This window comes from Ancylobacter sp. (assembly GCF_965249975.1).
In the GTDB taxonomy this organism is placed as follows: Bacteria; Pseudomonadota; Alphaproteobacteria; order Rhizobiales; family Xanthobacteraceae; genus Ancylobacter.
Genome location: NZ_CBDFNE010000018.1, coordinates 343714 through 368888 on the forward strand (window position 1 = coordinate 343714; position 25175 = coordinate 368888).

The following is a 25175-nucleotide window of genomic DNA, read 5'->3' on the forward strand; positions in this document are numbered from 1 at the left end:
TGCCCGCACGAGCACGATGGCGGACAGCGCAATTGCCAAGCTGGAGAACGTTCTGGAAACGGAGTTTGCAAAACAGACGGCCAAACGAGAGGCTCAGTCCGATGCTAAGAAATGGCGCGCCCGAAAGGATTCGAACCTCTGACCCCCAGATTCGTAGTCTGGTGCTCTATCCAGCTGAGCTACGGGCGCCCGGCTTTCCGCCGGAGCGGGAAGCCTGTTCGCGGCCGGTGGACACCGAAGTGGTTGGCCAACCGCGAGGGCCCGTCTGCTACCCCGTTTGCGCGGGCTTTGCAAGCGGCAGCGACGCGGAACGAAACTATCCACAGGCCAAACATTTCGTCGGCGGCGGCCCAAGACCCCGGGAGAGCCCGCCTCACCACACCTCGAACGGCATGTTGGCGGTGGCGCCGGCGCCCTTGCCATCGCGCAGTTCCACGAAAATCCGGTAGTGGCCCGGCGTGAGGCCGGAGACGCGGGCGCCGCTGGGTCCGCTCTGGCGCACCGCCTCGGGGAAGACGGGCGGCACCTGTTCGGCATCGCCGCCAATGCCTCGATCGGCGCTTTCGGCCATGACGAACCAGCGCACCTCCATTAGATCGCCATCGGGCTCGACGGCGTCGAGGGTGAAGGCGCCTTCCTCGTCCGCGCTCCACCGGGCGAAAGGGGCGCTCGGTTCGCCCGCCACCCGCAACGAGGCGATGCGCGGCGCCTGGTTGCCGCCCGGCGGCTGGCCGCCCCAGGCCTGCGCCATGGCCTCCGCCGCTTCCAGCCACACGCCGTCGGGCAGCAGCAGGCTGTGCCAGCTCGGCGTCACCTCTTGCTTCTGGCCCCAGAGGAAGAGGATGACCCCGGCCCCCTGCTCATCCAGCGCCGCGAGATAGCGGCGCAGCTGAATCGCCTTCTGGGTCGAGCTCGGCTCGAAGGGCGCGCCCCAGGGTGCGTGCGCCGCCTGCCACTGGCCGAGCGCGCCCAGCTCGGTGATGATGATCGGCCCGTCCCAGCCCTGCTTGCGGGCCCGCTCGACCACGGAATAGAGGGCGTCGCCATAGGAGTTGAGACCCAGCACCTTGAGGCTGGGGGCCAGGCGCCGGAGCTTCTCCACCTTGTCGCTGCCGGTTTCCGCCAGCACCGCGAGCAGAGGGTGGGCGGGATCGACCCGCGCGACCATGGCGGCCACTTCCTCGATCACCGGCCACACCGCCGAATCATCGGCAAGGTCGACCTCCACCTCATTGCCGATGCCCCACATCAGCAAAGCGGGATGGTCGCGATACTTGGTCACCACGGCCTCCAGCTCGGCGAGCTGGCGGGCGCGGAAGGCGGCGTCGGTGTAATCGGCGCCCTGCCGCGGCTGGCCCACCCACAGGCCGGCAATCACCTTCAGCCCCAGCGTGCCGGCCGCGTCGAGCAGCGGGCCGGGGTCCTCGCCATAGCTGCGTACCGTGGTCGCGCCGAGGCCGGGCAGCAGCGCCAGCGGCCCGTCGCCAGCGACGCCACGCACGGCGAAGGGCTGGCCGTCGACGAGGAGGTTCCGCCCCTCCACCGTCACCTGCACCGGCTTCGCTCCCGGCCTGCCCGGGATCACCGGCGCGGCGAGATTGGGCTGCGCCGGGGCGCCGGAGCCCGCCACCAGTGGCAAGGCCGTGGCCAGCGCGGCGAGCACGGTCCGGCGGTTCACGCCGCGGCGCCAGGATTGAAGCGAGGAATGGCGTCGGTTCACATCGCGTCCTTTCGCAGAATCGGGGCGCGTTGCCCCCGCCTCAGCCGAAGGAGCGCAGCGCGCGATGGGCGTCGAGATCGACCGGCCGGTCGGGCACCCGCAACTGGAAGGTAGCGCCGATGGTGCCGGGGACCAGTTGCAGATCGCCGCCATGGGCCTGCATCAGCTCGGCGGCAATGGCGAGGCCGAGCCCGGTGCCGCCCCGGCTGACCGAACCCTGGAACGCCTCGAACAGATGCGCGCGCGCCCGCTCCGGCACGCCGGGGCCGGTATCGGCAACCTCGATGATGACGATGGCACCCTCGCGCCGGCCGGTGATGCGGATCTGGTCGCGGGCGACATCGTTGGGCGCCCGCCCGCGCAGCGCCTCTGCCGCATTGCGGCAGAGATTGAGCAGCACCCGGAACAGCTGGTCGGGATCGGCATCGACCATGAGATCGCGGTCGATCGATTCGACGAAGCCGATGCCGGTGCCGTCCTCGCCCGTGCCCAGGCCGAGCGTGTCGCGCACCTCCGCCACCAGCGGGCCCAGCGCCACCATGCGCCGCTCCGGCGGCGGTTCCTGCGCCTTGCCATAGGCCAGCGTGTGCTCGCAATAGGCGATGGCGCGGTCCAGCGCCGCTTCCAGCTTGGGGGCGAATCGCTGCACCGCAGGGTCGCGTATGTCGGCCAGGCGATCGGAAATCAGCTGCACCGAGGCCAGCAGATTGCGCAGGTCGTGATTGATCTTGGAGACGGCAAGGCCAAGAGCGGCGAGATGGTTCTTCTGCTGCAACGTCTCGGCGATCTGGCGCTGCATGGTGGTGAGCTCGCGCTCAGCCTGGCCGATCTCGTCCATCCGCCGGTCGTCGTCGCGCTCCAGCACGGGCAGCGTCGGGTTGAGGCGGAAGGCGACCATGCGCTGGGTGAGACGGCGCATCGGCCGCACGAACATCCAGGCAAGGCCGAGATAGACCAGCGCGCCGGTGAGCGCGGCGATGACCAGCGACACCAGCAGCACATTGCCGGTGAAGCGCAGCATTGCCTTGCGCAGCGGCGTTTCGCTGATGACGATCTCGACAAAGCCGTCGCCGCGCGGCGGGGTGCCGACGGCGCGGATGATGCGCCCATCCGGCGCCAGCAGCGTGTCGAAGGCCTCGCGCACCGCCTGCACCGGCCCGACATCGCGCACATCCGCGTGGTGGTCGACTTCCGGCGGCATGTCGGAGGAGGCGAGCAGCCGGCGCGTGTCGTCGCGCTTCAGCGCCACGGTGATGGCACCCACGCTGCGCAGCAGTTCCTGCGTCAGCTGTGGCGAGATCATGCCGTCCGGGGCGGCGTCCAGCACCAGCGCGGCGGTGCGGGCGGAGGCCAGCCGGTCGGACAGCCAGTTGAGCCGGAACGCCGCGACCGCCGGAACCAGAATCAGCACCTCCGCCAGCAGCACGAAGGCGAGGGTGAAGGCCAGCAGCTTGCCGGAAAGGCCGAGATGGAAGCCGCGGCGCGCGTCCGATCCCGGCGCGGCGCGGTCGCCCGAGGCGCGAATCTCTCCAGCCCCGCCCGCGAGACGCCGGCGTTCCGGCCGCGCGGCCTCGCCCGCCGGTCTGGCGGGCACGGCGACGCCATCGGTCCCGGCTTGCGAGTGCTTCGTCATGCCCAACAGTGCTCTTTCCGCCTTCACATCACGGTGTTTGGTCCGCGAATGCGCCGCATCGGACGAAAGGATTACGGCGCGGAAACGACGGCGGATCAGGAAAGCGCGCCCCCTCCCCCTCGCCGGGTCGCCTGCCACGACCGATCACATTCATGTAAGGTCGCGGGGCGCGGTTGCCAGAGGCGGCGGAGCCCGCAGGCTGAGCAGGGGCTGTCGCGGGTCCCGTGGATTGGCGGGCTTCCGTGGCATTGGCGCATTGACTCGGGCCGGAGCGCCCCCTATAAGCCGGCCAACCCACGGCTGCCCGCCGTTGGAAGTCTCCTGCATCTGCGCTTCTTCGCCCCGGCTGGCTCCGTGGCGCGCCGGAAAGGGAAACGTCCGGCGGGAGGGCGGCAGATCGAACAAGCGGAGAGAGAACCGTGAAGCGCACTTATCAACCGAGCAAGCTCGTGCGCGCCCGCCGGCACGGCTTCCGTGCGCGCATGGCGACCCGCAACGGCCGCAAGATCATCAATGCGCGCCGGGCCCATGGCCGCAAGCGCCTGTCGGCCTGACCGAGCTTTTCGACCCCACATGGCTGGGGCGCGCCCCTCTCTTGCCTGAGGATCGGCGCCCTACCATGGACCGGCTCGTCAAGCGCAAGGACTTCCTGGCCGCAGCGTCCGCGCTGCGCGCCAATTCCGGCCCGCTCCTGCTTCAGGGCCGCGATCGCGCCGACCAGGCGCCGGCCCGTATCGGGCTCACCGTCACCAAGAAGCACGGCAATGCCGTCGAACGAAACCGCATCCGCCGCCGATTGCGCGCGGCGGTCCGCGACGCCTTGCCACGCGCCGCTCAGGACGGTTTCGACTATGTGATCGTCGCCCGGCGCGCCGCGCTCGGCACGCCGTTCAGTGCCCTTATCCACGACATAGAGCGGGGTATCGCCCGCCTTCACTCAGGAAGCCGGCGCCCGCCCAAGCCTGCGCGCGCCGACGCCGCGCAACGCCCGCCGCGCGCCGACGGAGAGCCCCTGCCATGACGTCCGAAAACCGCAACATGATCCTCGCCATCGTCATGTCGATGGCGGTGCTCATTGCCTGGCAGTTCTTCTCCGGCGTGCCGCAGATGGAACAGCAGCGCCAGCAGGCCCAGCAGCAGGCGGCCCAGCAGGCACCGGGCGCGGCCGGCTCGCAGGCTCCGGCCCCCGGCACCGCCGCCCCGGCCCCGGCGGCGACGCCGCCGCGTGCGCTGAGCCGGGCGGAAGCGCTGGCGCGCTCGCCGCGCGTCGCCATCGAGACGCCGAGCGTCATCGGTTCGGTGGCGCTGAAGGGCGGGCGGATCGACGACCTGTCGCTGAAGGGCTATCACGAGACCGTCGACAACAGCAGCCCGATCATCGTGCTGCTCTCGCCCTCGGGCGGGCCGAACCCGTTCTATGCCGAATTCGGCTGGGTGCCGGGCGCCGGCTCCACCGTGGCGGTGCCCGCCGCCGACACGGTGTGGACCGCGCCGGAAGGCGCGCGCCTGACGCCGGAGACGCCGCTGGTCCTCACCTGGGACAATGGCGCCGGCCTCACCTTCCGCCGCACGCTGACCATCGACGCGAACTACATGTTCCATGTGCTGGACGAGGTGGACAACGCCACGGCCAATCCGGTGGCGCTGCATCCCTATGCGCTGGTCTCGCGCCACGGCACCCCGCATACGCTCGGCTACTACATCCTGCATGAAGGCCTGATCGGGGTGACCTCGGAAGGTGGCCTGCACGAGATCAAGTACAAGGACATCGCCGAGAAGAAGGCCGAGACCTTCCCGTCGGTCGGCGGCTGGCTCGGCATCACCGACAAGTACTGGGCCGCCACCGTCATTCCCGGCGCACAGGAAAAGGTGCAGGCCCGCTTCTCCGCCGCGCAGTCCGGCAACGACCTGACCTACCAGACCGATTTCCTCGGCGACGCCGTCACCGTCGCGCCCGGCGCCAAGGCCTCCACCGACGGCCGCCTGTTCGCCGGCGCCAAGGTGGTGCAGCTCGTCGACGGCTATCAGCAGCAGTACAATATCGACCGCTTCGACCTGTTGATCGACTGGGGCTGGTTCTATTTCATCACCAAGCCGCTGTTCCTGGTCATCGACTGGATCTACCGCTTCGTCGGCAATTTCGGCGTCGCCATCCTCGTCGTCACCGTGCTGCTCAAGGGCATCTTCTTCCCGCTCGCCAATAAGAGCTACGCCTCCATGGCGAAGATGAAGGCGGTGCAGCCGGAGATCGCGGCGCTGCGCGAGCGCTATGGCGACGACCGCGTCAAGCTCCAGCAGGAGATGATGGAGATCTACAAGAAGGAGAAGATCAACCCGGTCGCGGGCTGCCTTCCGATCCTGATCCAGATCCCCGTCTTCTTCGCCCTCTACAAAGTGCTGTTCGTCACCATCGAAATGCGGCACGCGCCGTTCTTCGGCTGGATCAAGGACCTGTCGGCGCCCGACCCGACGACCATCTTCAACCTGTTCGGCCTCATCCCCTGGGATCCGGGTTCGGTTCCCGTCATCGGCCACTTCCTCATGCTCGGCATCTGGCCGATCATCATGGGCTGCACGATGTGGGCGCAGATGAAGCTCAACCCGGCCCCGCCGGACCCGACGCAGAAGATGATCTTCGACTGGATGCCGCTGGTCTTCACCTTCATGCTGGCCTCCTTCGCCTCCGGTCTCGTCATCTACTGGGCGTGGAACAACACCCTGTCGGTGATCCAGCAGTCGATCATCATGCGCAAGAACGGCGTGAAGATCGAATTGTGGGACAATGTGAAGAGCACCTTCGTCCGCAAGAAGAAGCCCAAGGCCGGCTGAGGAAGGCGCGCACACCATGGAACAGGCCGACGACACGTCCGCCGCGTCGGCCTTCACGCCCGACGAGATCGAGGCCGGGCGACGCCTCTTCGCCGGCGAGTGGACCTTCCTCTCGGCGGCGCCGACCATCGCCACGCTGCCGCCCATGCGCACGATCGAAATCGCGCTGGCCGGCCGCTCCAATGTCGGCAAGTCGAGCCTCGTCAACGCGCTGACCGGGCGCAAGGCGCTGGCCCGCACCTCGGTGACGCCCGGCCGCACGCAGGAACTGATCTTTTTCGGCCTCGGCCCGGACCTCACCCTGGTCGACATGCCCGGCTATGGCTTCGCCAAGGCGCCGAAAGACAAGGTCGACGCCTGGACCGCCACCGTGCACGCTTACTTGCGCGGGCGCGCCAATCTCGCCCGCGTCTTCGTGCTGATCGATTCCCGCCATGGGCTGAAGCCGATCGACCGCGAGGTGCTGGACGGGCTCGACAAGGCGGCCGTCTCCTATGCCGTGGTGCTGACCAAGGCCGACCAGCTGAAGCCGGCGGAACTCGCCCAGCGGGTCGAGGAGACGCAGGCGGGTCTCGCCCGGCGTCCGGCGGCCTTCCCGCTCGTCTTCCCTACCTCCAGCCGCGATGGCAGCGGCATTGGCGAGCTGCGCGCGGCGGTGATCCGGCTGATGGCCGAGCGCGGCGTGCGCTGAGGATCCTTCTGCGGTGCGCACGCGTTGAGCGGCAGCAGGGTTTGATCGCCGGCTTTTGACCCCTGTCATGGCCGGCCCCTGTCGGGCGCGCGAAGGTCGCGCGCGTTAACCGCAGGAGTTTGCGATGCCCAAGATGAAAGCCGCCATCTTCGTCGAGCCCGGCCGAATCGTTCTCGACGAGAAGCCGATTCCCGATGTGGGGCCGCTCGACGCGCTGGTGCGCGTCACCACCACCACCATCTGCGGCACCGATGTGCACATCCTCAAGGGCGAGTATCCCGTCGCCAAGGGCCTCACCATCGGCCATGAGCCGGTGGGCGTGATCGAGAAGCTCGGCTCGGCCGTGACCGGCTACAGCGAAGGCCAGCGCGTCATCGCCGGCGCCATCACCCCCTCAGGTCATTCCTACGCCTGCCTGTGCGGCTGCGGCTCGCAGGACGGCCCCGGCATGAAGCACGGCTTCAAGCCAATGGGCGGCTGGAAATTCGGCAATACCATCGATGGTACCCAGGCGGAATATGTGCTGGTGCCCGATGCCCTCGCCAATCTCGCCCCGGTACCGGACGCGCTGACCGACGAAGAAGTGCTGATGTGCCCGGACATCATGTCCACCGGCTTCTCCGGCGCGGAGAGCGGCGCGGTGCAGATCGGCGACATCGTCGCGGTGTTCGCGCTCGGCCCCATCGGCCTGTGTGCGGTCGCCGGCGCCAAGCTGAAGGGCGCCACCCGGATCATCGGCGTCGACACCGTGCCGGAGCGCCTCGCCATCGCCCGGCAGCTTGGCTGCAGCGACGTGGTGGACTTCAAGCAGGGCGACGTGGTGGAGCAGATTCTGGCGCTTACCGACGGGCGCGGCGTCGATGTCGCCATCGAGGCGCTGGGCACCCAGCACACGTTCGAAAGCGCGCTGAAAGTGCTGCGCCCCGGCGGGACCCTGTCCTCGCTCGGCGTTTATTCCACCGATCTCAAGATCCCGCTCGGCGCCTTCTCCGCCGGCCTCGGCGACAACAAGATCGTCACCACGCTCTGCCCCGGCGGCAAGGAGCGCATGCGCCGGCTGATCGACGTGATCGCCTCCGGCCGCATCGATCTCAAGCCACTGGTCACCCACCGCTTCAAGCTGGACGACATCGAGGCCGCCTACGACCTGTTCTCGCATCAGCGCGACGGCGTGCTGAAGGTGGCGATCACGCCCTAGGCCACGACCTCCGCCGTCCTTGCGGCGCGCCGCGAAGGCTCCCGGAACGGCTTTCAAAGCCGTACGGGACGACGCGCGGCTGCGTCAGCCGTCATTGGCGGAACTGAGCCGATCGGTGGGGATATAGCCGCCCTGCTGGCGGATGCGCAGGCCCGCGCCGCCGCCGCTGCTGGCCTGGCCGGGCGCGAGAAGTTCCACGCCGCCCTCTTCCAGCGCGCGCAGCACGCGCTCGGCTTCCGAGGGGTCGAAATCGTCGACCGCCTCGCCCCCGCGCTCGAACCGCTCCAGCCATTCCGCCGTCACCCGCGCCTTCTGCGCCAGTTCCGCCGCGCTCCAGCCCAGAAGGGCGCGCGCGGCCCGGCACTGGCCGGCGGAAAGGGCGAGGCTGGCGGGAAGGGTCTCGGGCATGGCGGGCCTCCTGAACGAATGGGTCTGACCCGGATGAGGTAGGGCGGCGAGCGTCGATGTCACCCGCCCCAGGCGGCACCGCGCGGGCGCCGCCGGACTGCTCTCACACCGCGTCCGCCGGGGCGCCGGTGAGCAGGGCGTGGATCGCCTGCGCGTCGCGGCACTGGCGCAGCTTGCGCGCGACCTCAGGGTCGCGCAGCAGCCGCGCCACCCGCGCCAGCGCCTTGAGATGATCGGCGCCTGCCGATTCCGGCGCGAGCAGCAGGAAGATGAGGTCGACCGGCTCGCCATCGAGCGATTCGAAGTCGATCGGCCGCTCCAGCCGGGCGAACATGCCGAACAGCCTGTCCATCTTGGCCAGCTTGCCGTGCGGAATGGCGATGCCATTGCCGACGCCGGTGGAGCCGAGGCGCTCGCGCTGGTTCAGCGTTTCAAAAATCTCGCGCTCGTCCCGCTTGAGCAGCGCCGCCGCATGGGCGGAAAGCTCCTGCAGGGCCTGTTTCTTGCTGCCGACCTTGAGGGTCGGAAACACCGCGGACGGTGACAGAATGTCGATCAGAGCCATGAAACGATCCGCGGCGTAGCAATCCGGGTCGGGGCGAGACGAAGCGCGCGAACCGCCGCAGCGGCCGCGCGCTTCCCATGAGGTCGGGGGATCAATGGACGTCTTCCGCCTGGGCGCTGGCCGGCGGGTCCACCCAGCCGACATGCCCGTCCCCGCGCCGGTAAACGACGTTGATGCGGCCATGGCCGGCATGACGGAACACCAGAGCGGTGGCGCCGGTGAAGTCGAGTTCGAGAACCGCGTTGCTCACCGAGAGACGAGGCAGCGTCGCCGTCGCCTCCGCCACCACGGTCGGGCACCAGCCTTCCGTCGGCTCGGCGTCCTCATGGTCGGGGGCGGAGAACACGGTGAGCGGCACGGTCTCGCCGGCAGCGGCCGGCTCGGCGGCGTTCTCGCCATTGGCGAGGCGGCGCTTGACCCGGCTCTTGTAGCGGCGGAGCCGCGTCTCGATCCGCTCCACGGCGGCATCGGCGCTGGCATAGGGGTCCTGCGCATCGGCGTGGGCCTGCAGCACTGTCCCGCTGTCGAGATGCAGCGCGCAATCCGCGCGATAGCCGGACCCCTCGCGGGCGACCGTGACGTGGCCGGACCAGCCACCGTCGAAGTACTTGTCCATCGCCCCGGCGACGCGATCGGAAACGCGCTGCCTGAGAGCCTCGCCCACGTCGAGATTTTTTCCTGAAACCCGCAGCGGCATCGTGACTCGTCCTTCTGCTGGGGCGGGTCGGGAAGCGTTCGCGAATTCGCCCCTCGCCCTGCCCGAACTCCCTAACATGCCCGGCCGGTGCCACTAAGAGGTATGAGCCGGAAAGGAAAGTGTCAACGAGAAGCGGTGGACAGCGTGTGTGAAGCTTGTGTGAAGCCGCCTAGCACGCCTCGGCATCGGCCTTCTCAGCCCCCGGCCACCGCCGCCTGCTTCTCGCGCCGGCGCTGAACCGAGGAGGGAATACGCATGGCTTCACGGTATTTAGCCACCGTTCGACGGGCAATGTCGATCCCTGCCTCGCGCAGGCGCTGCACCAGCGTGTCGTCGGACAGCACGTCGTCCGGGCTCTCCGCCTCGATCATCTGCTTGATGCGGAAGCGCACCGATTCCGCCGAATGCGCCTCGCCACCGTCAGAAGATGAAATAGACGACGAGAAGAAATACTTCATCTCGAAGATTCCGCGCGGCGTCGCCATGTATTTGTTGGACGTGACGCGCGAGACCGTGGATTCATGCATGCCGATGGCATCGGCCACCATGCGCAGGTTCAGCGGGCGCAGATGCTGCACGCCCAGCGTCAGGAACGCATCCTGCTGCCGGACGATCTCGGTCGCCACCTTGAGAATGGTGCGGGCGCGCTGGTCGAGGGAGCGGGTGAGCCAGGTCGCCGTCTGCATGCAGTCGGAGAGAAAGGCCTTTTCGCGCTCGTTGCGGGTGATCTTCTGCACCCGGGAATAATAGGCCTGGTTGACCAGCACCCGCGGCAGCGTCTCGGAATTGAGCTCCACCAGCCAGTTGTCGGCGCTGCCGCGCACGAACACGTCGGGCACCACCGGCTGGAGGATGCCCGAGCCGAAGGCAAGGCCCGGCTTGGGGTTCAGCCGGCGAATCTCGCCGACCATTTCGGCAAGGTCCTCGTCATCGACGCCGCAGACCCGCTTCAGCGTGTTGAACTCGCGCCGGGCCAGCAGTTCGAGATGGGCGAGCAGCGCCGCCATGCAGGGATCGTAGCGGTTGCGCTCGCGCAGCTGGATGGCGAGGCATTCGGCCAGCGATCGCGCGCCGATACCCGGCGGGTCGAAGGCCTGGATCACCGCCAGCACCTTCTCCACCGCCGCAAGCGGTGCGCCGAGCCGCTCGGCCACGCTGGCGAGGTCGGCGGAGAGATAGCCGGCCTCGTCGATGAGATCGATGAGGTTGTGGCCGATGAGACGCTCGACAGGGCTGCTGACCGCCAGCACCAGCTGGGCTTCGAGATGGTCGGCAAGCGAGGTCTCGGCCGAGACGAAGGCTTCGAGATTATAGCCCTCGCCATCCGCCCCGCCGCCGCCCGAGCCGGTCCATTCCGAATAGGCCGGACCTTCGCCGCTTGGCATCGGCGCCGCCGGTTCGCGGCCATTGTCGTCGGGGAAGACGTTCTCCATGCCGGTATCGAGCCGGTCCTCGATGGCGCTGCGGCTCGTCTCCAGCCGCTCCTCCAGCCAGTCGGAGACGCGCTCCTCGCGCTCATGCACCTGATCGGCCCGGGGATCGAGATCGGCGTCGCTGGTGCGCTCGCGCACCGCCCCGGCGTCCGCCTCGCCCTCGCCGGCGCGCTCGCCCTCCGGCTCGGCCTGGCGTTCCAGCAGCGGGTTGCGCTCCAGCTCCGCCTCGACATAGGCCACGAGATCGAGATTGGAGAGCTGCAGCAGCTTGATCGCCTGCATGAGCTGCGGCGTCATCACCAGCGACTGGGTCTGACGGAACTCAAGACGCGGACCTAGCGACATGGCGCGCACTCTCCACGGGCGGCGGCAAGGGCGATGGGAGGGACCCGGTCCATGCTACAGACGGAACTCCTCGCCGAGATAGAGGCGACGAACTTCCTCGCTCGCCACGATTTCCTCGGGCGAACCTTCCATCAGCACCGTGCCGGAATGGATGATGTAGGCGCGGTCGATGAGGCCCAGCGTCTCGCGCACATTGTGATCGGTGATCAGCACGCCGATGCCGCGCTCGGTCAGCTGGCGCACCAGCGCCTGGATATCGCCCACCGCGATTGGGTCGATGCCGGCGAACGGCTCGTCGAGCAGCATGAAGGTCGGGCGCGAGGCCAGCGCACGGGCGATTTCCACGCGCCGCCGCTCGCCGCCGGAAAGGGCGATGGAGGGGGACTTCCGCACATGGGTGACGCGGAACTCTTCCAGCAGTTCGTCGAGCTGGCGCTCGCGCTCACGGCGGCTGGGCTCCACCACTTCCAGCACGGCGCGGATATTGTTCTCCACCGACAGGCCGCGAAAGATGGAGGCTTCTTGCGGGAGATAGCCGACGCCGAGGCGGGCGCGCCGGTACATGGGCAGGTGGGTCACGTCGTAGCTGTCGAGCTCGATGCGGCCGGCGTCGGCCTTCACCAGCCCGGTGATCATGTAGAAAATGGTGGTCTTGCCGGCGCCGTTCGGCCCCAGCAGGCCCACCGCCTCGCCACGCCGCACATGTAGGCTCGCCCCGCGCACCACCTGACGGCCGCCATAGCTCTTGGCGAGGCCGACAGCGTTGAGCATACGCTGCTCGCCGGCGATGGCCTCCGGCGCGCGGGAGGCAGCGACAGCCGGCGCGCGACGGGGATCGCCAGAGCGGGCGGAGGCAGGCGCATCGCGCGACGGGCGCAAATCCGCCGCCAGTGCCGCCTCGAAATCGGCCTGGAACTGGGCCTCGATGTCATCGGCGCCCGGCGCCGCTTCGTTGTGGCCGTCGACACCGCGCACCGGCGCGGATGCTGAACCGGAACGTTGCGACGCTGACTTGCCGCGTCCGACGATGGTCGAGAAAAGACCCACGCGCACCCTCCGTGGTGAAATCACCACCGGGAAGGTGATAAACGTTCAGGACGCCGCTGGCAAATCGCGATGCAAGAAGCGGGCCGAAATCGGGGTAGAGTGAGGCAAAAGCCGGAAACGGTGCCCATGCACCCCAGGATGCGCCAGTCACCGGCCGGCGGAGCGCCACCCGCCGTTGGGGCGCGGGAACAGCAAAGCGCCACCCGATCGGGCGGCGCCAGCAGGCTCAGGGCGCCGGTTTCGGCTTGGCGGCCGGCGCGGCAGGCTTCGCCGCCGGCGCGGCCGGCTTGGCACCCGGGAGCGCGCCGTCTGCGCCCTTCATGCTGTTGGGCACGATCAGGCTTTCGATGCGTCCGCCGTCGAAGCGCGACAGGCCGGTGGTGAGATCCACGGTCAGCTTCTTGCCGCGAATGACATTGGGGCCGGAGGTCAGCACCACGGGGTTGCCGGTGAGCGTGATGGTGTTCGCCTTGGTCTCGAACACGCCCTGGTCGCCAGTGGCGGTCTGTTCCTTGGTGGTTACCACCACCGAACCGTTGATCTCCAGCCGACGGATGGCGGAGGAGTTGATCGGGCTTCCCGCCGCCAGCGCATCGCCGGAAGCCGCCGCCGGCTTGCCGCCCGGCGCGTCCTTGCCGCCGGCCGCGTCCTTGCCGTCATAAAACACCACCAGTTCCTTGCAGCGCATGGTGGTGTCGCCCTGCTGCACCACGACATTGCCGCTGAACACCGCCTGCTTCTGCTGGTCGCGTACTTCCAGGCTGTTGGCGTTGATGCGGATCGGTTCGTCGCGATTCGACGCAAAGCCCTGCAGGGCGTTCGGCACATTATTGGCCTGCGCCAGCGCGGCGGAGGACGCCCCCGCGAGGCCGGCGGCGAGGACGAGGGCGGCGAGGCCGGAACGGGCGAAAGCGAGGGGCATGTTCATGCCGACATGTCTACCTGCCCCGCGCCGGGGGTTCAATGAGGGCGGGGTCACGGATTGCTGCCGACGGCTGGCGCGGGCGCAGCGGCGCCAGGCGGAGTGGCCGCAGCCGGGGCCGACGTTTCCGGTTTCACGGTCTCCGGTTTCTCCGGGGCCGGCATCTTGAAGTCGAGCTGCACATTGCCGACGAGCAGCGCGCGCGAATCCTTTTGTGACACTTCCAGCGTGTCGGCGGTCAGCTTGCCGTCGAGATAGGTCAGTTCCACCGGGCTCTTCGACACCAATGTTCCGCCCTTTACGTCGATCTCGGCTTCCTTCAGCCGCCCGCCATAGCCGGAGGAGGTGTCGAAAATCACGCCGCCGTCGAGCGTCAGATTCTCGGTCTTGGTGTCGTAGCTGCCGCCGATGGCGGTCAGATTGGCCCAGCCCTTGTCCGCCATCTCAAGCTTGGCCTCGATCTTGTCGAGCGTGATCCGATTGGGCTGCGTCAGATCCTGCGAGGCGGAGAAGGCGGACACGTCATAGCCGCGATTATCGGCGGTGAAGCCGTGCAGGCGGGGAAATTCCATCTTCACCTGCGTGCCCGACAGCGACACCCGCCCGAGCTCGAAGGGCAGGTCAACGCCGAGGGTGAAGGGATCGAGATAATTGATCGCCACGGTGACGCCGATGGCCGTGATCACGCCGAGCGGCAGGGCGACGCGCAGGAAACGCACCCGCCGGCTGTGCCGCCGAGCGTTCTTGAACAGTTTCGCGCGCCGGGCGTCGTGCGCGGCGACATGCGCCGACCCACGGCGGGCCACCGGCTCGCTCGCCTTCGCGCCCCGCACTGCGGGGGGTTCGACATGTTTGTTCATGCGCGACGGTTCATCCCCGACTGACGGCCGCCCTTCCGCATCCCGGCCGGGGCTCAAGATGGCGGCTTCCGGCCGAAGGCGCAAGCCAGCATGGCCGCCCACCCTCCCCTCGCCCGAAAAGCCGGCGATTGTCGGGCCGCGCACTCACATAAGTGCGAAGCACTCACGTGTGCGCAAAGATGTCCTGGTCCGGCCATCCCGCGAGGTCGAGCTGCGCGCGGGTGGGCAGGAACTCGAAGCAGGCCTGCGCCAGTTCCCCGCGCCCCTCGCGCGCCAGCATGGCGGCGAGGCGCGCCTGCAGCGCGTGCAAATGCAGCACGTCGGAGGCAGCGTAGTGCAGCTGAGCGTCGCTCAGCTCGTCGGCCGCCCAGTCCGAACTCTGCTGCTGCTTGGAGAGGTCGACGCCAAGCAGTTCCCGCACCAGCTCCTTCAGCCCGTGCCGGTCGGTATAGGTGCGGGTCAGCCGCGAGGCGATCTTGGTGCACCACACCGGCGACACGGTGAGGCCGAAGGTCTTGCCGAGCACAGCGACATCGAAGCGGGCGAAGTGGAACAGCTTCACGCTGCGCGGGTCGGTGAGCAGCCTTTCGAGATTCGGCGCGCTGCCCGGCCCCGCCCCGGCGGGAATCTGCACGACATCGGCAGTGCCGTCGCCGGGGGAGAGCTGCACCACGCACAGCCGGTCGCGGTGCGGGTTGAGGCCGAGCGTCTCGGTGTCGATGGCGACGAAGGGCGCCTTGTCGGGCGTATAGCGGGCGAGGTCGACAAGGTCGCCGCGGTGCAGGCGGATGCTCATGGGAACCATAGGTTTAAAGAGTTTGCGCTGCTTACCACCACCGGCCCCGCCGCGGCAACCGGCAGCAGGCGCCCGGCTCAGGCGAACAGCGCGTCCACCACAAGGCCGAAAAGCAGGATCAGCCCGGAATCGCGGTTGGAGCGGAACAGCCGCAGGCATAGCTCCCGGTCGTCAATATCGAGCCGGCGCAGCTGATTGGCGAGCTGCACGGTGAAGATTCCCAGCCCGCCCCAGGCCCAGGGGCCCGCCCCGGCGCTCGCCAGCGCAAGGCCAATCAGCACCACGGTGCTCCCATAGATCGCGGCGAGCCACGGGCCCGTTCGCGCGCCGAAAAGCAGGGCGGAAGACTTCACCCCGACGACGGCGTCGTCCTCCCGGTCCTGATGGGCATAGATCGTGTCATAGCCCACCACCCACAGCACCGCGCCGGCATAGAGCAGGAAGGCCGGCGCAGGCAGCGCTTCCAGCAGCACCGCAAAGCCCATCAGCGCGCCCCAGGAAAAGGCGAGGCCGAGCACCAGCTGCGGAATCCACATCACCCGCTTCATCAGCGGGTAGACCACGACCAGACCGAGCGAGGAGAGCGCGACGCCGATGGCGAAAAGCGGCAGGCAGAGGAGAACGCCGAGCCCCACGAGCAGCTGAAGTGCGAGGAAAACCAGCGCGCCCGTCAGCGTCACCTGCCCGGCCGGTAGCGGGCGCGAGCGCGTGCGCTCCACCCGTCCGTCAATGTCCCGGTCGAGAATGTCGTTCCAGGTGCAGCCGGCGCCACGCATCGCCACCGCGCCGATGGCAAACAGCACAGCCCAGCCCACCGCCGCGCCATAGGCAGGCGCGCCGCCTTCGGCCTGCACCCGCAGGGCGAGCGCCAGCGACCACCAGCAGGGAATGAGCAGCAGCCAGCTGCCGATCGGCCGGTCGGCCCGGGCGAGGCGGAGATAGGGGCGGAACGGGGCCGGGGCGTAGCGATCCACCCAATTGCCGGCGGAATCGGCCGGCACCGGCCCGGCAGGAGACGGCGCCGCCGGGATCATGGGGTCAGCGCAGCGCGTCGCCGCCGAGCGTGTCGAACACGCCGCCCGGAGGTGCGCCCGTCGTCGGCAGGCCGCTCGACAGGCCGAGACCGGCGGAGATCGCGCCCTGGGGCGGCGGGCCGCTGGGGCCGCCACCGCCGCCGCTTTCCTGAATCTTCGCCACCTCGCAGACCTTGTTGCGCGTGGTGTTCACCGAGCTGACATTCTGCTTGAACTTCGCCAGCACCTCGTCGGGCACGCCGCACTTGGTCTTGTTGGTGTTGAGGTACGAATAGAAATTCTGCTGCGCGTTCGCGAAGCTGCGGAACATCGGGCACAGTTCGGACGGCGACGCCTTCTTCTTAGCGGCGGCCTCAAGGGCACCGCCACGGCTTTCCACCTCGCCGCGCAGCTTGACGACCTGATCCTGGCATTCCGCCATATTGGGATTGGCCTGCTGCGGCGGCGGAGCGGAGACCCCGGGAGCCAGGCCGCCACCGCCGGCGGAGAAGCCCGGGCTGAAGCCGGGCGCCGGCTGCGCCGCCTCGTCCGCCTGCGGTGCGACAGGCACCGGCTGAACCACCACCGCGCCGGAGGACGCCTCGCCGCCCGATCCGCCGGGCGCTCCGATCCACTGCGCCCCGGCCGGAACCGTGCCGAGCATCCCGGCGAGCAGAACGCCTGCCAGCGTCGGGGTCATGCTACGTGCCCGCAGGCGCTTCGCGTGAGTGTTCAAAAGCCAATCTCTCATCAGGTGGTCGATCGGTGCCGTGTCGTTGACCAAGCGTGATACAGAGGCATGAAAGATTGGGCAACATCGCGGCGCTCGCGATATTTCCTGCAAATTCCGGACGAAAATCGACCCATGACCCGCGCCCACGACGATTCGACCACTGAGCCCTATGATTTTCGCGCCCAACGACTGTTTGTCGAGGAGCCGCTGGCCGAGGCCGCGCTGGTACGGCTCGACCGCGACCGGGCGCATTATGTCTCCGATGTGATCCGGTTGGAGGTGGGCGGGCACCTGCATCTGTTCAATGGCCGCGATGGCGAGTGGCGCGCGGTGCGCGAGGCCGGCGGACGGCGCGAAGTGCTGCTGCGCTGCGAGGCGCAACTGCGTCGCCAGTCGCCGCCGCCCGATCTCGATTATGTCTTTGCCCCGCTCAAGCATGCCCGGCTGGACTACATGGTTCAGAAGGCGGTGGAGATGGGCGCCGGCCGGCTGGTGCCGGTCATGACCCGGCGCACCCAGGCGACCCGGGTGAACACCGAGCGCATGCGCGCCAATGTCATCGAGGCGGCCGAGCAATGCGGCATCCTCACCCCGCCGCAGGTGGTCGAGCCCGTGGCGCTGCCGCGCTGGCTCGCCGCGCTGGAGCCGGACCGCCGGCTGGTGTTCTGCGACGAGGCGGCGCCGCAGGCCGACCCGTTGGCGCCGCTGCGCGCGGCCGTGGCCGGCCCGCTGGCGGTGCTGATCGGCCCGGAAGGCGGCTTCACTGAGGAGGAGCGGCGTCTCCTCGCCGCCCATCCCGGCGCCATCGTGCTGTCGCTGGGCCCGCGTATCCTGCGCGCCGACACCGCAGCCGTCGCCGCCCTCGCGCTGGTGGAAGCCGCCCGTCAGGCCGCACGCTGACCGGAAGGCACCCTGCCGCGCTCCAACTATCCGCACGCCTCATCAATCGACTAATTAAAATGTAATTCCACTATCTGAAGTAAACGCAAAGGTCACACTGCGGTCTTACTTCTCCATCATCCCTCCCCGCGACGCACTGCCCTGTTGATTCGCTGCCGGCTAAGCGAGAACGGCACCGGTGCGTGGCGTGAATGCGGGAAGGTCGTGATGTCTCAGGTCGGAATCGAAGAATACCGCATCGGCATCGAGGAAGAGTATTTCCTCGTCGAAGCCGAGACCAAGAGCCCGCTGCGGCGCGTCCCGTCCGCCTTCATGGCCCAGATACGGACGGCGCTCGGCCCCGCCGTCTCGGGCGACGTGCAGCAGTCGCAGATCGAGGTCATGACCCGCCCGCACCGCAGCGCCGCCGAGGCGCGGCGGGAGTTGCACGGGCTGCGCCGGGGCCTGGCCGAAGTGAGCGCCGGTTTCGACCTCGCCTTCATCGCCGCCGGCACCCACCCCACCGCCAGCTGGCAGGGCGGCAAGCGTGCACCGACGCAGCGCTATGACGGGCTGATGCACGACCTGCAGATGCTGGGCGAGCGCAACCTGCTGTGCGGCATGCATGTGCATGTGGAACTGCCCGATGCCGACCAGCGCATCGACGTGATGCGCCGCATCCTTCCCTATCTCCCGGTCTTCGTCGCGCTCTCCACCTCCTCGCCCTTCTGGGAATCAAAGCGCACCGGCCTGATGGGCTACCGCCTCGCCGCCTATGACGAACTGCCGCGCACCGGCCTGCCGGAACTGTTCGAGAGCGCGAAGGACTACCAGGACTATATCGACGCGCTGGTGGCGGCGCGGGCGATCCGCGATTCCAGCTATGTGTGGTGGACCATCCGCCCGTCGGAAAAGCACCCGACGCTGGAACTGCGCGCGCCCGACAGCTGCACGCGGGTGGAGGATTCCGTGGCTATCGCCGCGCTTTACCGGGCGCTGGTGCGCCATCTCGTGCGCAACCCGAGCCTCAATGCCGGCATCGACCCGGTCGAGCGCGCCATCGCAGCGGAGAACAAGTGGCGCGCCCAGCGCTATGGCGTCCATGGCAGCTTCGTCGACCGCCGTGCCCGCGAGGCGGTGCCGGTGGCGCAGGCGGTGGAAGCGCTGATCGATCAGCTGACCGAGGATGCCGACGCGCTCGGCGGGCGGGCGGAACTGGAGCATCTGCGCACCATCATCCGCGGCGGCACCAGCGCCGACATCCAGATCGCCGTCTATCAGGAAGCCGCCCACCGCACCGGCAATCGCGCCGAAGGGCTGAAGGCGGTGAACACCTGGCTCGCCCACGCCTCCGCGCAGTAACCCGCCGCATCGGGTGGGCACAGCGAGAGGTTGAAGGGGGCAGTTGCGGCCCGGCAATTTCCATTTTGGATCGGTAGTTACAGCGATTTGCGCCAGGGCTTGGCGTGTGTATGGTCGCGCGCCCCGCATGCCGCCCGGAGTTCCCCATGGCGCGAGACCAGATCGACACGCAGCCCATCGAAAGCCGGGACGAACTCGTCGCGTGGTTCGAGGCGGGTAGCAAAGCGCCGTCGAAATTCCGCATCGGCACGGAACACGAGAAATTTCCGTTCACGCTGAAGGGCCATGAGCCGGTGCCCTATGAGGGCCCCAACGGCATACGCGCGCTGCTGGAAGGCATGCAGGCGCTGAACTGCTGGGAGCCGATCATGGAAGGCGAGACCATTATCGGTCTTGCCGACACGGTGGGCGGCGGGGCGATCTCGCTGGAGCCGGGCGGGCAGTTCGAACTGTCAGGCGCGCCGCTCATCACCATCCACGAAACCTGCGCCGAGGTGAACGGCCATCTCGACCAGGTGCGCGAGGTGGCGACGCCGCTCGGCTTCGGCTTCCTCGGCCTCGGCATGAGCCCGAAATGGACGCTGGCGGAAACGCCGGTCATGCCCAAGGGCCGCTACAAGATCATGTCGAACTACATGCCGAAGGTCGGCACGCGCGGCCTCGACATGATGTACCGCACCTGTACCGTGCAGGTGAATCTCGACTTTTCCTCCGAAGCCGACATGGTGAAGAAGCTGCGCGTCGGGCTCGCCTTGCAGCCCGTGGCCACCGCCCTCTTCGCAAACTCGCCTTTCACGGAAGGCAAGCCGAACGGCTTCCTCTCCTACCGCTCGGAAATCTGGCGCGACACCGACAATAACCGCGCCGGCATGCTGCCCTTCGCCTTCGAGGATGGCATGGGCTTCGAGCGTTATGTAGACTACGCGCTCGATGTGCCGATGTATTTCATCAAGCGCGGCGACACCTATATCGATGTCGCCGGCTCGTCCTTCCGCGATCTGCTCGCCGGCCGCCACCCCGCCGTGCCGGGCGAGGGCGCCACGGTCTCCGACTGGGCCAACCACCTTTCCACCATTTTCCCGGAAGTGCGGCTGAAGCGTTACCTCGAAATGCGCGGCGCGGATGGCGGGCCGTGGCGCAACCTGTGCGCGCTGCCGGCGCTGTGGACCGGGCTCTATTACGACACGACGAGCCTCGACGCCGCCTGGGACCTCGCCAAGGGCTGGAGTGCCGAAGAGCGACAGACGTTGCGTGACGAGGTGCCCCGGCTCGGCTTCAAGGCGGAGATCGCCGGTCGCTCGATGCTGGACGTGGCGCGCGACGTGGTCGAGATCGCCCGCGCCGGCCTTCAGCGCCGCGACTACCGCGACAGCCAGGGGCGCGACGAGAGCCGCTTCCTCAAGCCGCTGGACGACAGCCTCGCCGCCGGGCAGACGCCGGCGGAGCTGCTGCTGGCGCGCTTCCACGGCGCGTGGAACGGCTCGGTCGAGCCGGTCTTCACCGAGGACGCGTACTAGGACGCCCGCTCACTCCGCCGCGATGGCCGTGTCGGAGATGTTGTCGAGGCCCTGCACGATGTGATGGGCCAGCGCGTCGGCGAGCGGGGAGGCCTCGTGCCGGTTGCGCAGCAGGCCGATGCGACAGGGCGCCAGCGCCGGGAAGCCGTCGGACGGCCCCAGCACCCGCATGCCGGGACGCAGCCCGGATTCCGGCAGCACCGAAATGGCGAGCCCGGCCAGCACCGCCGCCGAAACGGCGGTGGAGTTGGATGACGTGTAGAGAATGCGGAACGGCCGATCGACCGCCTGCAGCATGGAGATCGCCTCCTGCCGCCAGTTGCAGGTCTGCCGCCCCAGCGCCAGCGGCACCGGGCCTTCCAGATGCACGGAATGGCGGGTGGAGCCCACCCAGAGCAATTGCTCGCGGCGGATGATCTCGGTCTCGCGATTCATCGTCTCGCAATCGGTGATGATGGCGAGGTCGAGATCGCCCGTGTCGATGCGGTCGACAAGATCCGTCGAGGGATCGCACACCACGGTCAGTTCGACATTGGGATGGGTGGCGGAAAACCGCGCCATGATTTCCGGCAGGTATCGGTCGGCGTAATCGTCCGGCACGCCGAGCCGCACCCGGCCCGACAGCTCCGCCGAGGCGAGGCTGGCCATGGCCTCGATGTTCAGCTTGACGATGCGGCGGGCATAATCGAGCAGCCGGTCGCCTTCATCGGTGAGGCGCGAGGCGCGTCCGTCGCGGGCGAAGATCGGCCGGCCGACCCGCTCCTCCAGCCGCTTCATCTGCATCGACACCGCCGACTGGGTTTTGTGAACTACCTCGGCAGCCTTTGTGAAACTGCCGGTTTCGGCAATCGCAATGAATGTTCTTAATTGATCAATATCGAGCAACACGCTCATCGGAGCCCTCACGATGGCCTATCATCAATCCTGATGATATCAGCGATCATAAACATTCGCTAGTGTGATTGATCCTGCTCCTTCATAACGATCCCGCCGCGAACGGACGATGTCGAGATCGGGTGGCCCCGGCGCCTCCCCGAGATCACAAACCCCGCATCGTCGCTGCGCGGCCGGCACATGGAGGATACGATGTCGTTTGTTGGCGAAGTCCGGAGAAAGCCCTTCTCCTCGTTCGGTACCGCGGCGAGCGGGCTGCTGATCGCCGCTCTCATGGGGTCCATCCAGTTCATCAAGGCGGTTGCCCGCCGGCGTCATATCGCCCAGCTCGGCGGCTTCGACGACCGCATGCTGCGCGATATCGGCCTCACCCGCGGCGACCTGCTCGACGCCTCGTCCGGCCCGCTGTGGCAGGACCCGACGGCCGTGCTCGTGGTCCGCTCGGTGGAACGCCGCGCCGCCCGCCGCTCGACCATGCGCGAGGCGCTGCGCGAAGCCGCAAGGCAGGACGCCGCCGGCAAGGCCGCGCGTGACCGCCGCTCCGACGGTCTTTCGCCTGTCACCCCGCGCCAGGACACTCCCGTCTCCTGCGGCTGACCATGCCCGCCCTTTCGTCGCGGCATCGGCCGCCCAGACGAATTTACGGCGACATCGACCCCCTCGTGTCGCCGACTTGAAGCCCGCTGGCTGGTCCAGCGGGCTTTTTTTGTGCCTTCGCTCCACTGCGGCAGCCCTCTGCTTGCAGAAGCGAAATGCCGTCCTTGCACCGCCGGGGATGCGCGCCCGCCGCGTCCGGTCCATATGGGGAGCGTCGGCACGGTGCCGGACACGAAGGGGACCTCTCCCATGGCACAGCTTCTCGAACTCGGCCTCGACACATTCGGCGACGTGACCTCCGGCGTCGATGGACGCCCGCTCTCGCACGCCCAGGTGATTCGCGATCTGGTGGAGGAAGCGGTGCTGGCGGATGAGGTCGGCATCGATTTCATCGGCGTGGGCGAGCATCACCGCGACGATTTCGCCGTCTCGGCGCCGGAAGTGGTGCTGGCCGGCATGGCCACCCGGACAAAGCGCATCCGCCTCGGCTCGGCGGTCACCGTATTGTCCTCCGACGACCCGATCCGCGTGTTCCAGCGCTTCGCCACGGTGGATGCGCTTTCCAATGGGCGGGCGGAGGTCATCCTCGGGCGCGGCTCCTTCACCGAATCCTTCCCGCTGTTCGGCTTCGACCTGAAAGACTATGAGGCGCTGTTCAGCGAGAAGCTCGATCTGTTCGCGGCGCTGCTGCGCGACAACGCGACCCCGCAAGGCGTCACCTGGCAGGGCAAGCTGCGCCCGCCGCTGAAGGATCAGCACGTCTATCCCCTGGTGGAATCCGGCACGCTGAAGACCTGGATCGGCGTTGGCGGCTCGCCGGAATCGGTGGTGCGGGCGGCACGCTATGGCCTGCCGCTGATGCTGGCCATCATCGGCGGCAATCCGGCCCGCTTCGCGCCCTATGTCGATCTCTACCACAAGGCCATCGGCCAGCTTGGCGGCACGGCGCAGCCGATCGGCGTGCATTCGCACGGCTATATCGCCGAGACCGATGCGCAGGCGCGCGAGGAATTCTATGCCGACTACAAGCGGATGCATGACCGCATCGGCGCCGAGCGCGGCTGGCCGTCCTATGGCCGCGACGCCTTCGAGCATGAGATCGCCCATGGCTCGCTCTATCTCGGCTCGCCGGAAACGGTGGCGCGCAAGATCGCCAAGACGGCGAAGGCGCTCGGCCTTCAGCGCTTCGACCTGAAATACAGCGCCGGCCCGCTGCCGCATGCGCGGATGATGCGCGCCATTGAACTCTACGGCACCAAGGTCATACCGCGCGTGCGGGAGATTCTGGCGGAAGAAACGGTGGCGGCGTAGGCCCTCAAAGAGTCATCCCCGGGCTGGGCCCGGGGATGCGCAATTCATAAGCGTGGAACATGGTTGCCGAGGTCTATCCCGGCTCGATGCCGTTCTGGAGGCAGGCGTGACGGCCTGCCTCCGTGCGGAACGCCTCACACGTTCAGCAGCAGATATTCCCGCTCCCAGGGCGAGATCACCCGCATGAAGGTGTCGAACTCGGTCTGCTTCACCGCCGTATAGGTCTTGACGAAAGACGGCCCGAGCACCGTGGCGATCTCCTCCGAGTGCTGCAGCGCCGCCACTGCTTCGAGCAGGCCGCGCGGCAGCTCGAAATCGAGCCCCTTGGCGTCCGATTCCAGCGGCTCGGTCGGGCGTAGCCCTTCCACCATGCCGAGATAGCCGCAAGCGAGCGAAGCGGCGATGACGAGATAGGGATTGGCATCCGAAGACGGAACCCGGTTCTCCACCCGACGCGCCGCCGGCGAGGAGGGCGGCACGCGCAGCCCGGCCGTACGGTTGTCATAGCCCCACTGCACGTTGATCGGCGCCATCGAATCGCGCGTCAGCCGGCGGTAGGAATTCACGTAAGGCGCGAGGATCGACATGACCGCCGGCAGGTAGCGCTGCTGGCCGGCGATAAAGGAGAAGAACTCCGGCGTCGGGTCGCCATCGGCGTCGGAGAAGATGTTGCGCCCCGTCTCGCCATCCACGATGGACTGGTGAATGTGCATGGCCGAGCCCGGCTCGTCGGCGATGGGCTTGGCCATGAAGGTGGCGTAGATCTTGTGCTGCAGCGCCGCCTCGCGGATCGTGCGCTTGAACAGATAGACCTGGTCGGCGAGCACGATGGGATCGCCGTGCAGCAGGTTGATTTCCATCTGCGCCGCGCCGTCCTCATGGATCAGCGTGTCGATCTCCAGGCCCTGCGCCTCGGAATAATCGTACATGTCCTCGAACAGGGCGTCGAACTCGTTCACCGCCTGGATCGAATAGGACTGGCGGCCGATTTCCGGCCGGCCCGAACGGCCGATGGGCGGCTTGAGCGGGTAGTCGGCATCGGTGTTCGGCTCGACGAGATAGAACTCGATCTCAGGCGCGACGACGGCCTTCCAGCCCTTCTTGGCGTAGAGCTCGACCACGTTCTTCAGCACCTGCCGCGGCGCCAGTTCCACCGGGCGCCCGTCGCGATGAAAGGCGTCGTGGATCACCTGGGCGGTGGGGTCCTGCGCCCAGGGCACGATGGCGAGCGTGGAGAAATCCGGCTCCATCACCAGATCGCTGTCGACCACCACCGAGTCGACCAGATTGTCGTAGGGCGGGTAGTCGCCGGAAATGGTCTGGAAGAACACGCTGAGCGGCAGGTTCATCGTCGGGCTGGACAGGAACTTCGACACCGGCATGATCTTGCCGCGTCCGACGCCGGCAAGGTCCGGCACCGCGCATTCGATTTCGGTAATGCCGCGCGCAGCCATCCATGCCTTTGCCTCGGCAAGGGTGGTGACGCCACGGGGATTGTCGACCGCGTCCTTATCAGAACGCTTCTTCTTGGCCATGATTGCCTTCCTGATGCGCTTTCTGCGCCCCATGAGGCAATCACGGCCCGCTTGCTGCCGTCAAGGCAGGGCTACCTCGCCACCTTTGCAGGCATGGTAAAATTGTTCGCAGCGGGGCGTTGAGCCGGTACGCGAAGCCGGTTAGCGTCGATGCGCCGACATAACCGGCGGGGAAACGGGACCAGTCAGC

General features: G+C 68.0%; 24 protein-coding genes and 1 tRNA gene. 10 read left to right on the plus strand and 15 right to left on the minus strand.

Annotated features, from left to right (window positions below; all coding sequences use genetic code 11):
• Positions 1-112 precede the first annotated feature (112 nt).
• From ACP2AH_RS14555 to ACP2AH_RS14565, 3 genes are all read right to left on the minus strand, one after another.
• A tRNA-Arg gene (locus ACP2AH_RS14555) sits at positions 113-189 on the minus strand.
• A gap of 184 nt (positions 190-373) precedes the next feature.
• Positions 374-1678, minus strand: a complete 1305-nt coding sequence (locus tag ACP2AH_RS14560) for a glycosyl hydrolase (RefSeq protein ID WP_425106460.1) — start codon at positions 1676-1678, stop codon at positions 374-376.
• 82 nt (positions 1679-1760) lie between these two features.
• Complete coding sequence (locus ACP2AH_RS14565; protein ID WP_425106461.1) at positions 1761-3353, minus strand: ATP-binding protein; 1593 nt, start codon at positions 3351-3353, stop codon at positions 1761-1763.
• Between the two features lie 419 nt (positions 3354-3772).
• Here ACP2AH_RS14565 and rpmH point away from each other — a divergent pair, with 419 nt between their 5' ends.
• The 5 genes from rpmH to ACP2AH_RS14590 all read left to right on the plus strand — a co-directional run bounded on the left by rpmH (position 3773) and on the right by ACP2AH_RS14590 (position 8071).
• Complete coding sequence (gene rpmH, locus ACP2AH_RS14570) at positions 3773-3907, plus strand: 50S ribosomal protein L34 (protein ID WP_013165198.1); 135 nt, start codon at positions 3773-3775, stop codon at positions 3905-3907.
• A 65-nt stretch (positions 3908-3972) separates the two neighbouring features.
• Positions 3973-4374 carry a ribonuclease P protein component gene (gene rnpA / locus ACP2AH_RS14575; protein ID WP_421698248.1) on the plus strand — a complete coding sequence of 134 codons (402 nt, stop codon included), beginning with the start codon at positions 3973-3975 and terminating at the stop codon, positions 4372-4374.
• A complete protein-coding gene (gene yidC / locus ACP2AH_RS14580; RefSeq protein ID WP_425106462.1) occupies positions 4371-6182 on the plus strand; it encodes a membrane protein insertase YidC in 1812 nt (603 codons plus the stop codon). Before rnpA ends, yidC begins: the two co-directional genes overlap by 4 nt.
• A 16-nt stretch (positions 6183-6198) precedes the next feature.
• A complete protein-coding gene (gene yihA, locus ACP2AH_RS14585; protein WP_421698250.1) occupies positions 6199-6873 on the plus strand; it encodes a ribosome biogenesis GTP-binding protein YihA/YsxC in 675 nt (224 codons plus the stop codon).
• Between the two features lie 124 nt (positions 6874-6997).
• On the plus strand, positions 6998-8071 hold the full coding sequence (locus ACP2AH_RS14590) for an NAD(P)-dependent alcohol dehydrogenase (protein ID WP_425106463.1): 1074 nt from the start codon (positions 6998-7000) through the stop codon (positions 8069-8071).
• A gap of 84 nt (positions 8072-8155) precedes the next feature.
• Here ACP2AH_RS14590 and ACP2AH_RS14595 read toward each other — a convergent pair whose 3' ends face one another.
• The 10 genes from ACP2AH_RS14595 to ACP2AH_RS14640 all read right to left on the minus strand — a co-directional run bounded on the left by ACP2AH_RS14595 (position 8156) and on the right by ACP2AH_RS14640 (position 16941).
• Complete coding sequence (locus ACP2AH_RS14595) at positions 8156-8479, minus strand: helix-turn-helix domain-containing protein (protein WP_421698252.1); 324 nt, start codon at positions 8477-8479, stop codon at positions 8156-8158.
• A 103-nt stretch (positions 8480-8582) separates the two neighbouring features.
• Positions 8583-9044, minus strand: a complete 462-nt coding sequence (gene ptsN, locus ACP2AH_RS14600; protein ID WP_421698253.1) for a PTS IIA-like nitrogen regulatory protein PtsN — start codon at positions 9042-9044, stop codon at positions 8583-8585.
• 91 nt (positions 9045-9135) lie between these two features.
• On the minus strand, positions 9136-9741 hold the full coding sequence (gene hpf, locus ACP2AH_RS14605; RefSeq protein ID WP_425106464.1) for a ribosome hibernation-promoting factor, HPF/YfiA family: 606 nt from the start codon (positions 9739-9741) through the stop codon (positions 9136-9138).
• 194 nt (positions 9742-9935) lie between these two features.
• Positions 9936-11519, minus strand: coding sequence for an RNA polymerase factor sigma-54 (rpoN, locus tag ACP2AH_RS14610; protein WP_425106465.1), 1584 nt, complete (start codon positions 11517-11519; stop codon positions 9936-9938).
• A gap of 54 nt (positions 11520-11573) precedes the next feature.
• Complete coding sequence (lptB, locus tag ACP2AH_RS14615; RefSeq protein ID WP_425106466.1) at positions 11574-12566, minus strand: LPS export ABC transporter ATP-binding protein; 993 nt, start codon at positions 12564-12566, stop codon at positions 11574-11576.
• A gap of 226 nt (positions 12567-12792) precedes the next feature.
• On the minus strand, positions 12793-13494 hold the full coding sequence (locus tag ACP2AH_RS14620; RefSeq protein ID WP_425106467.1) for an LptA/OstA family protein: 702 nt from the start codon (positions 13492-13494) through the stop codon (positions 12793-12795).
• Positions 13495-13541: 47 nt separating this feature from the next.
• Positions 13542-14348, minus strand: coding sequence for a hypothetical protein (locus ACP2AH_RS14625; RefSeq protein WP_425106468.1), 807 nt, complete (start codon positions 14346-14348; stop codon positions 13542-13544).
• Between the two features lie 163 nt (positions 14349-14511).
• A complete protein-coding gene (locus ACP2AH_RS14630) occupies positions 14512-15144 on the minus strand; it encodes a ribonuclease D (RefSeq protein ID WP_425106469.1) in 633 nt (210 codons plus the stop codon).
• Positions 15145-15221: 77 nt separating this feature from the next.
• Entirely contained in the window at positions 15222-16178 is a 957-nt protein-coding gene (gene ubiA / locus ACP2AH_RS14635) for a 4-hydroxybenzoate octaprenyltransferase (RefSeq protein ID WP_425106470.1), read from the minus strand.
• Positions 16179-16182: 4 nt separating this feature from the next.
• Positions 16183-16941 carry a hypothetical protein gene (locus ACP2AH_RS14640; RefSeq protein ID WP_425106471.1) on the minus strand — a complete coding sequence of 253 codons (759 nt, stop codon included), beginning with the start codon at positions 16939-16941 and terminating at the stop codon, positions 16183-16185.
• An 81-nt stretch (positions 16942-17022) separates the two neighbouring features.
• Here ACP2AH_RS14640 and ACP2AH_RS14645 point away from each other — a divergent pair, with 81 nt between their 5' ends.
• The 3 genes from ACP2AH_RS14645 (at position 17023) to ACP2AH_RS14655 (ending at position 20648) form a co-directional block, all read left to right on the plus strand.
• A complete protein-coding gene (locus ACP2AH_RS14645) occupies positions 17023-17790 on the plus strand; it encodes a 16S rRNA (uracil(1498)-N(3))-methyltransferase (RefSeq protein WP_425106472.1) in 768 nt (255 codons plus the stop codon).
• Between the two features lie 207 nt (positions 17791-17997).
• Positions 17998-19131: a carboxylate-amine ligase gene (locus ACP2AH_RS14650; protein WP_425106473.1), complete on the plus strand. Its 1134-nt coding sequence runs from the start codon at positions 17998-18000 to the stop codon at positions 19129-19131.
• A 146-nt stretch (positions 19132-19277) separates the two neighbouring features.
• Positions 19278-20648 carry a glutamate--cysteine ligase gene (locus tag ACP2AH_RS14655; RefSeq protein ID WP_425106474.1) on the plus strand — a complete coding sequence of 457 codons (1371 nt, stop codon included), beginning with the start codon at positions 19278-19280 and terminating at the stop codon, positions 20646-20648.
• 9 nt (positions 20649-20657) lie between these two features.
• On the opposite strand, the gene ACP2AH_RS14660 is transcribed toward ACP2AH_RS14655, so the two are convergent.
• Complete coding sequence (locus tag ACP2AH_RS14660; protein ID WP_244378544.1) at positions 20658-21542, minus strand: LysR substrate-binding domain-containing protein; 885 nt, start codon at positions 21540-21542, stop codon at positions 20658-20660.
• 192 nt (positions 21543-21734) lie between these two features.
• Between ACP2AH_RS14660 and ACP2AH_RS14665 the strand changes: the two genes are divergently transcribed.
• Positions 21735-22139 carry a DUF1127 domain-containing protein gene (locus ACP2AH_RS14665; protein WP_425106475.1) on the plus strand — a complete coding sequence of 135 codons (405 nt, stop codon included), beginning with the start codon at positions 21735-21737 and terminating at the stop codon, positions 22137-22139.
• Positions 22140-22388: 249 nt separating this feature from the next.
• Positions 22389-23450, plus strand: coding sequence for an LLM class flavin-dependent oxidoreductase (locus ACP2AH_RS14670; RefSeq protein ID WP_425106476.1), 1062 nt, complete (start codon positions 22389-22391; stop codon positions 23448-23450).
• 134 nt (positions 23451-23584) lie between these two features.
• On the opposite strand, the gene ACP2AH_RS14675 is transcribed toward ACP2AH_RS14670, so the two are convergent.
• Complete coding sequence (locus tag ACP2AH_RS14675; protein ID WP_425106477.1) at positions 23585-24985, minus strand: glutamine synthetase family protein; 1401 nt, start codon at positions 24983-24985, stop codon at positions 23585-23587.
• Positions 24986-25175: the final 190 nt, after the last annotated feature.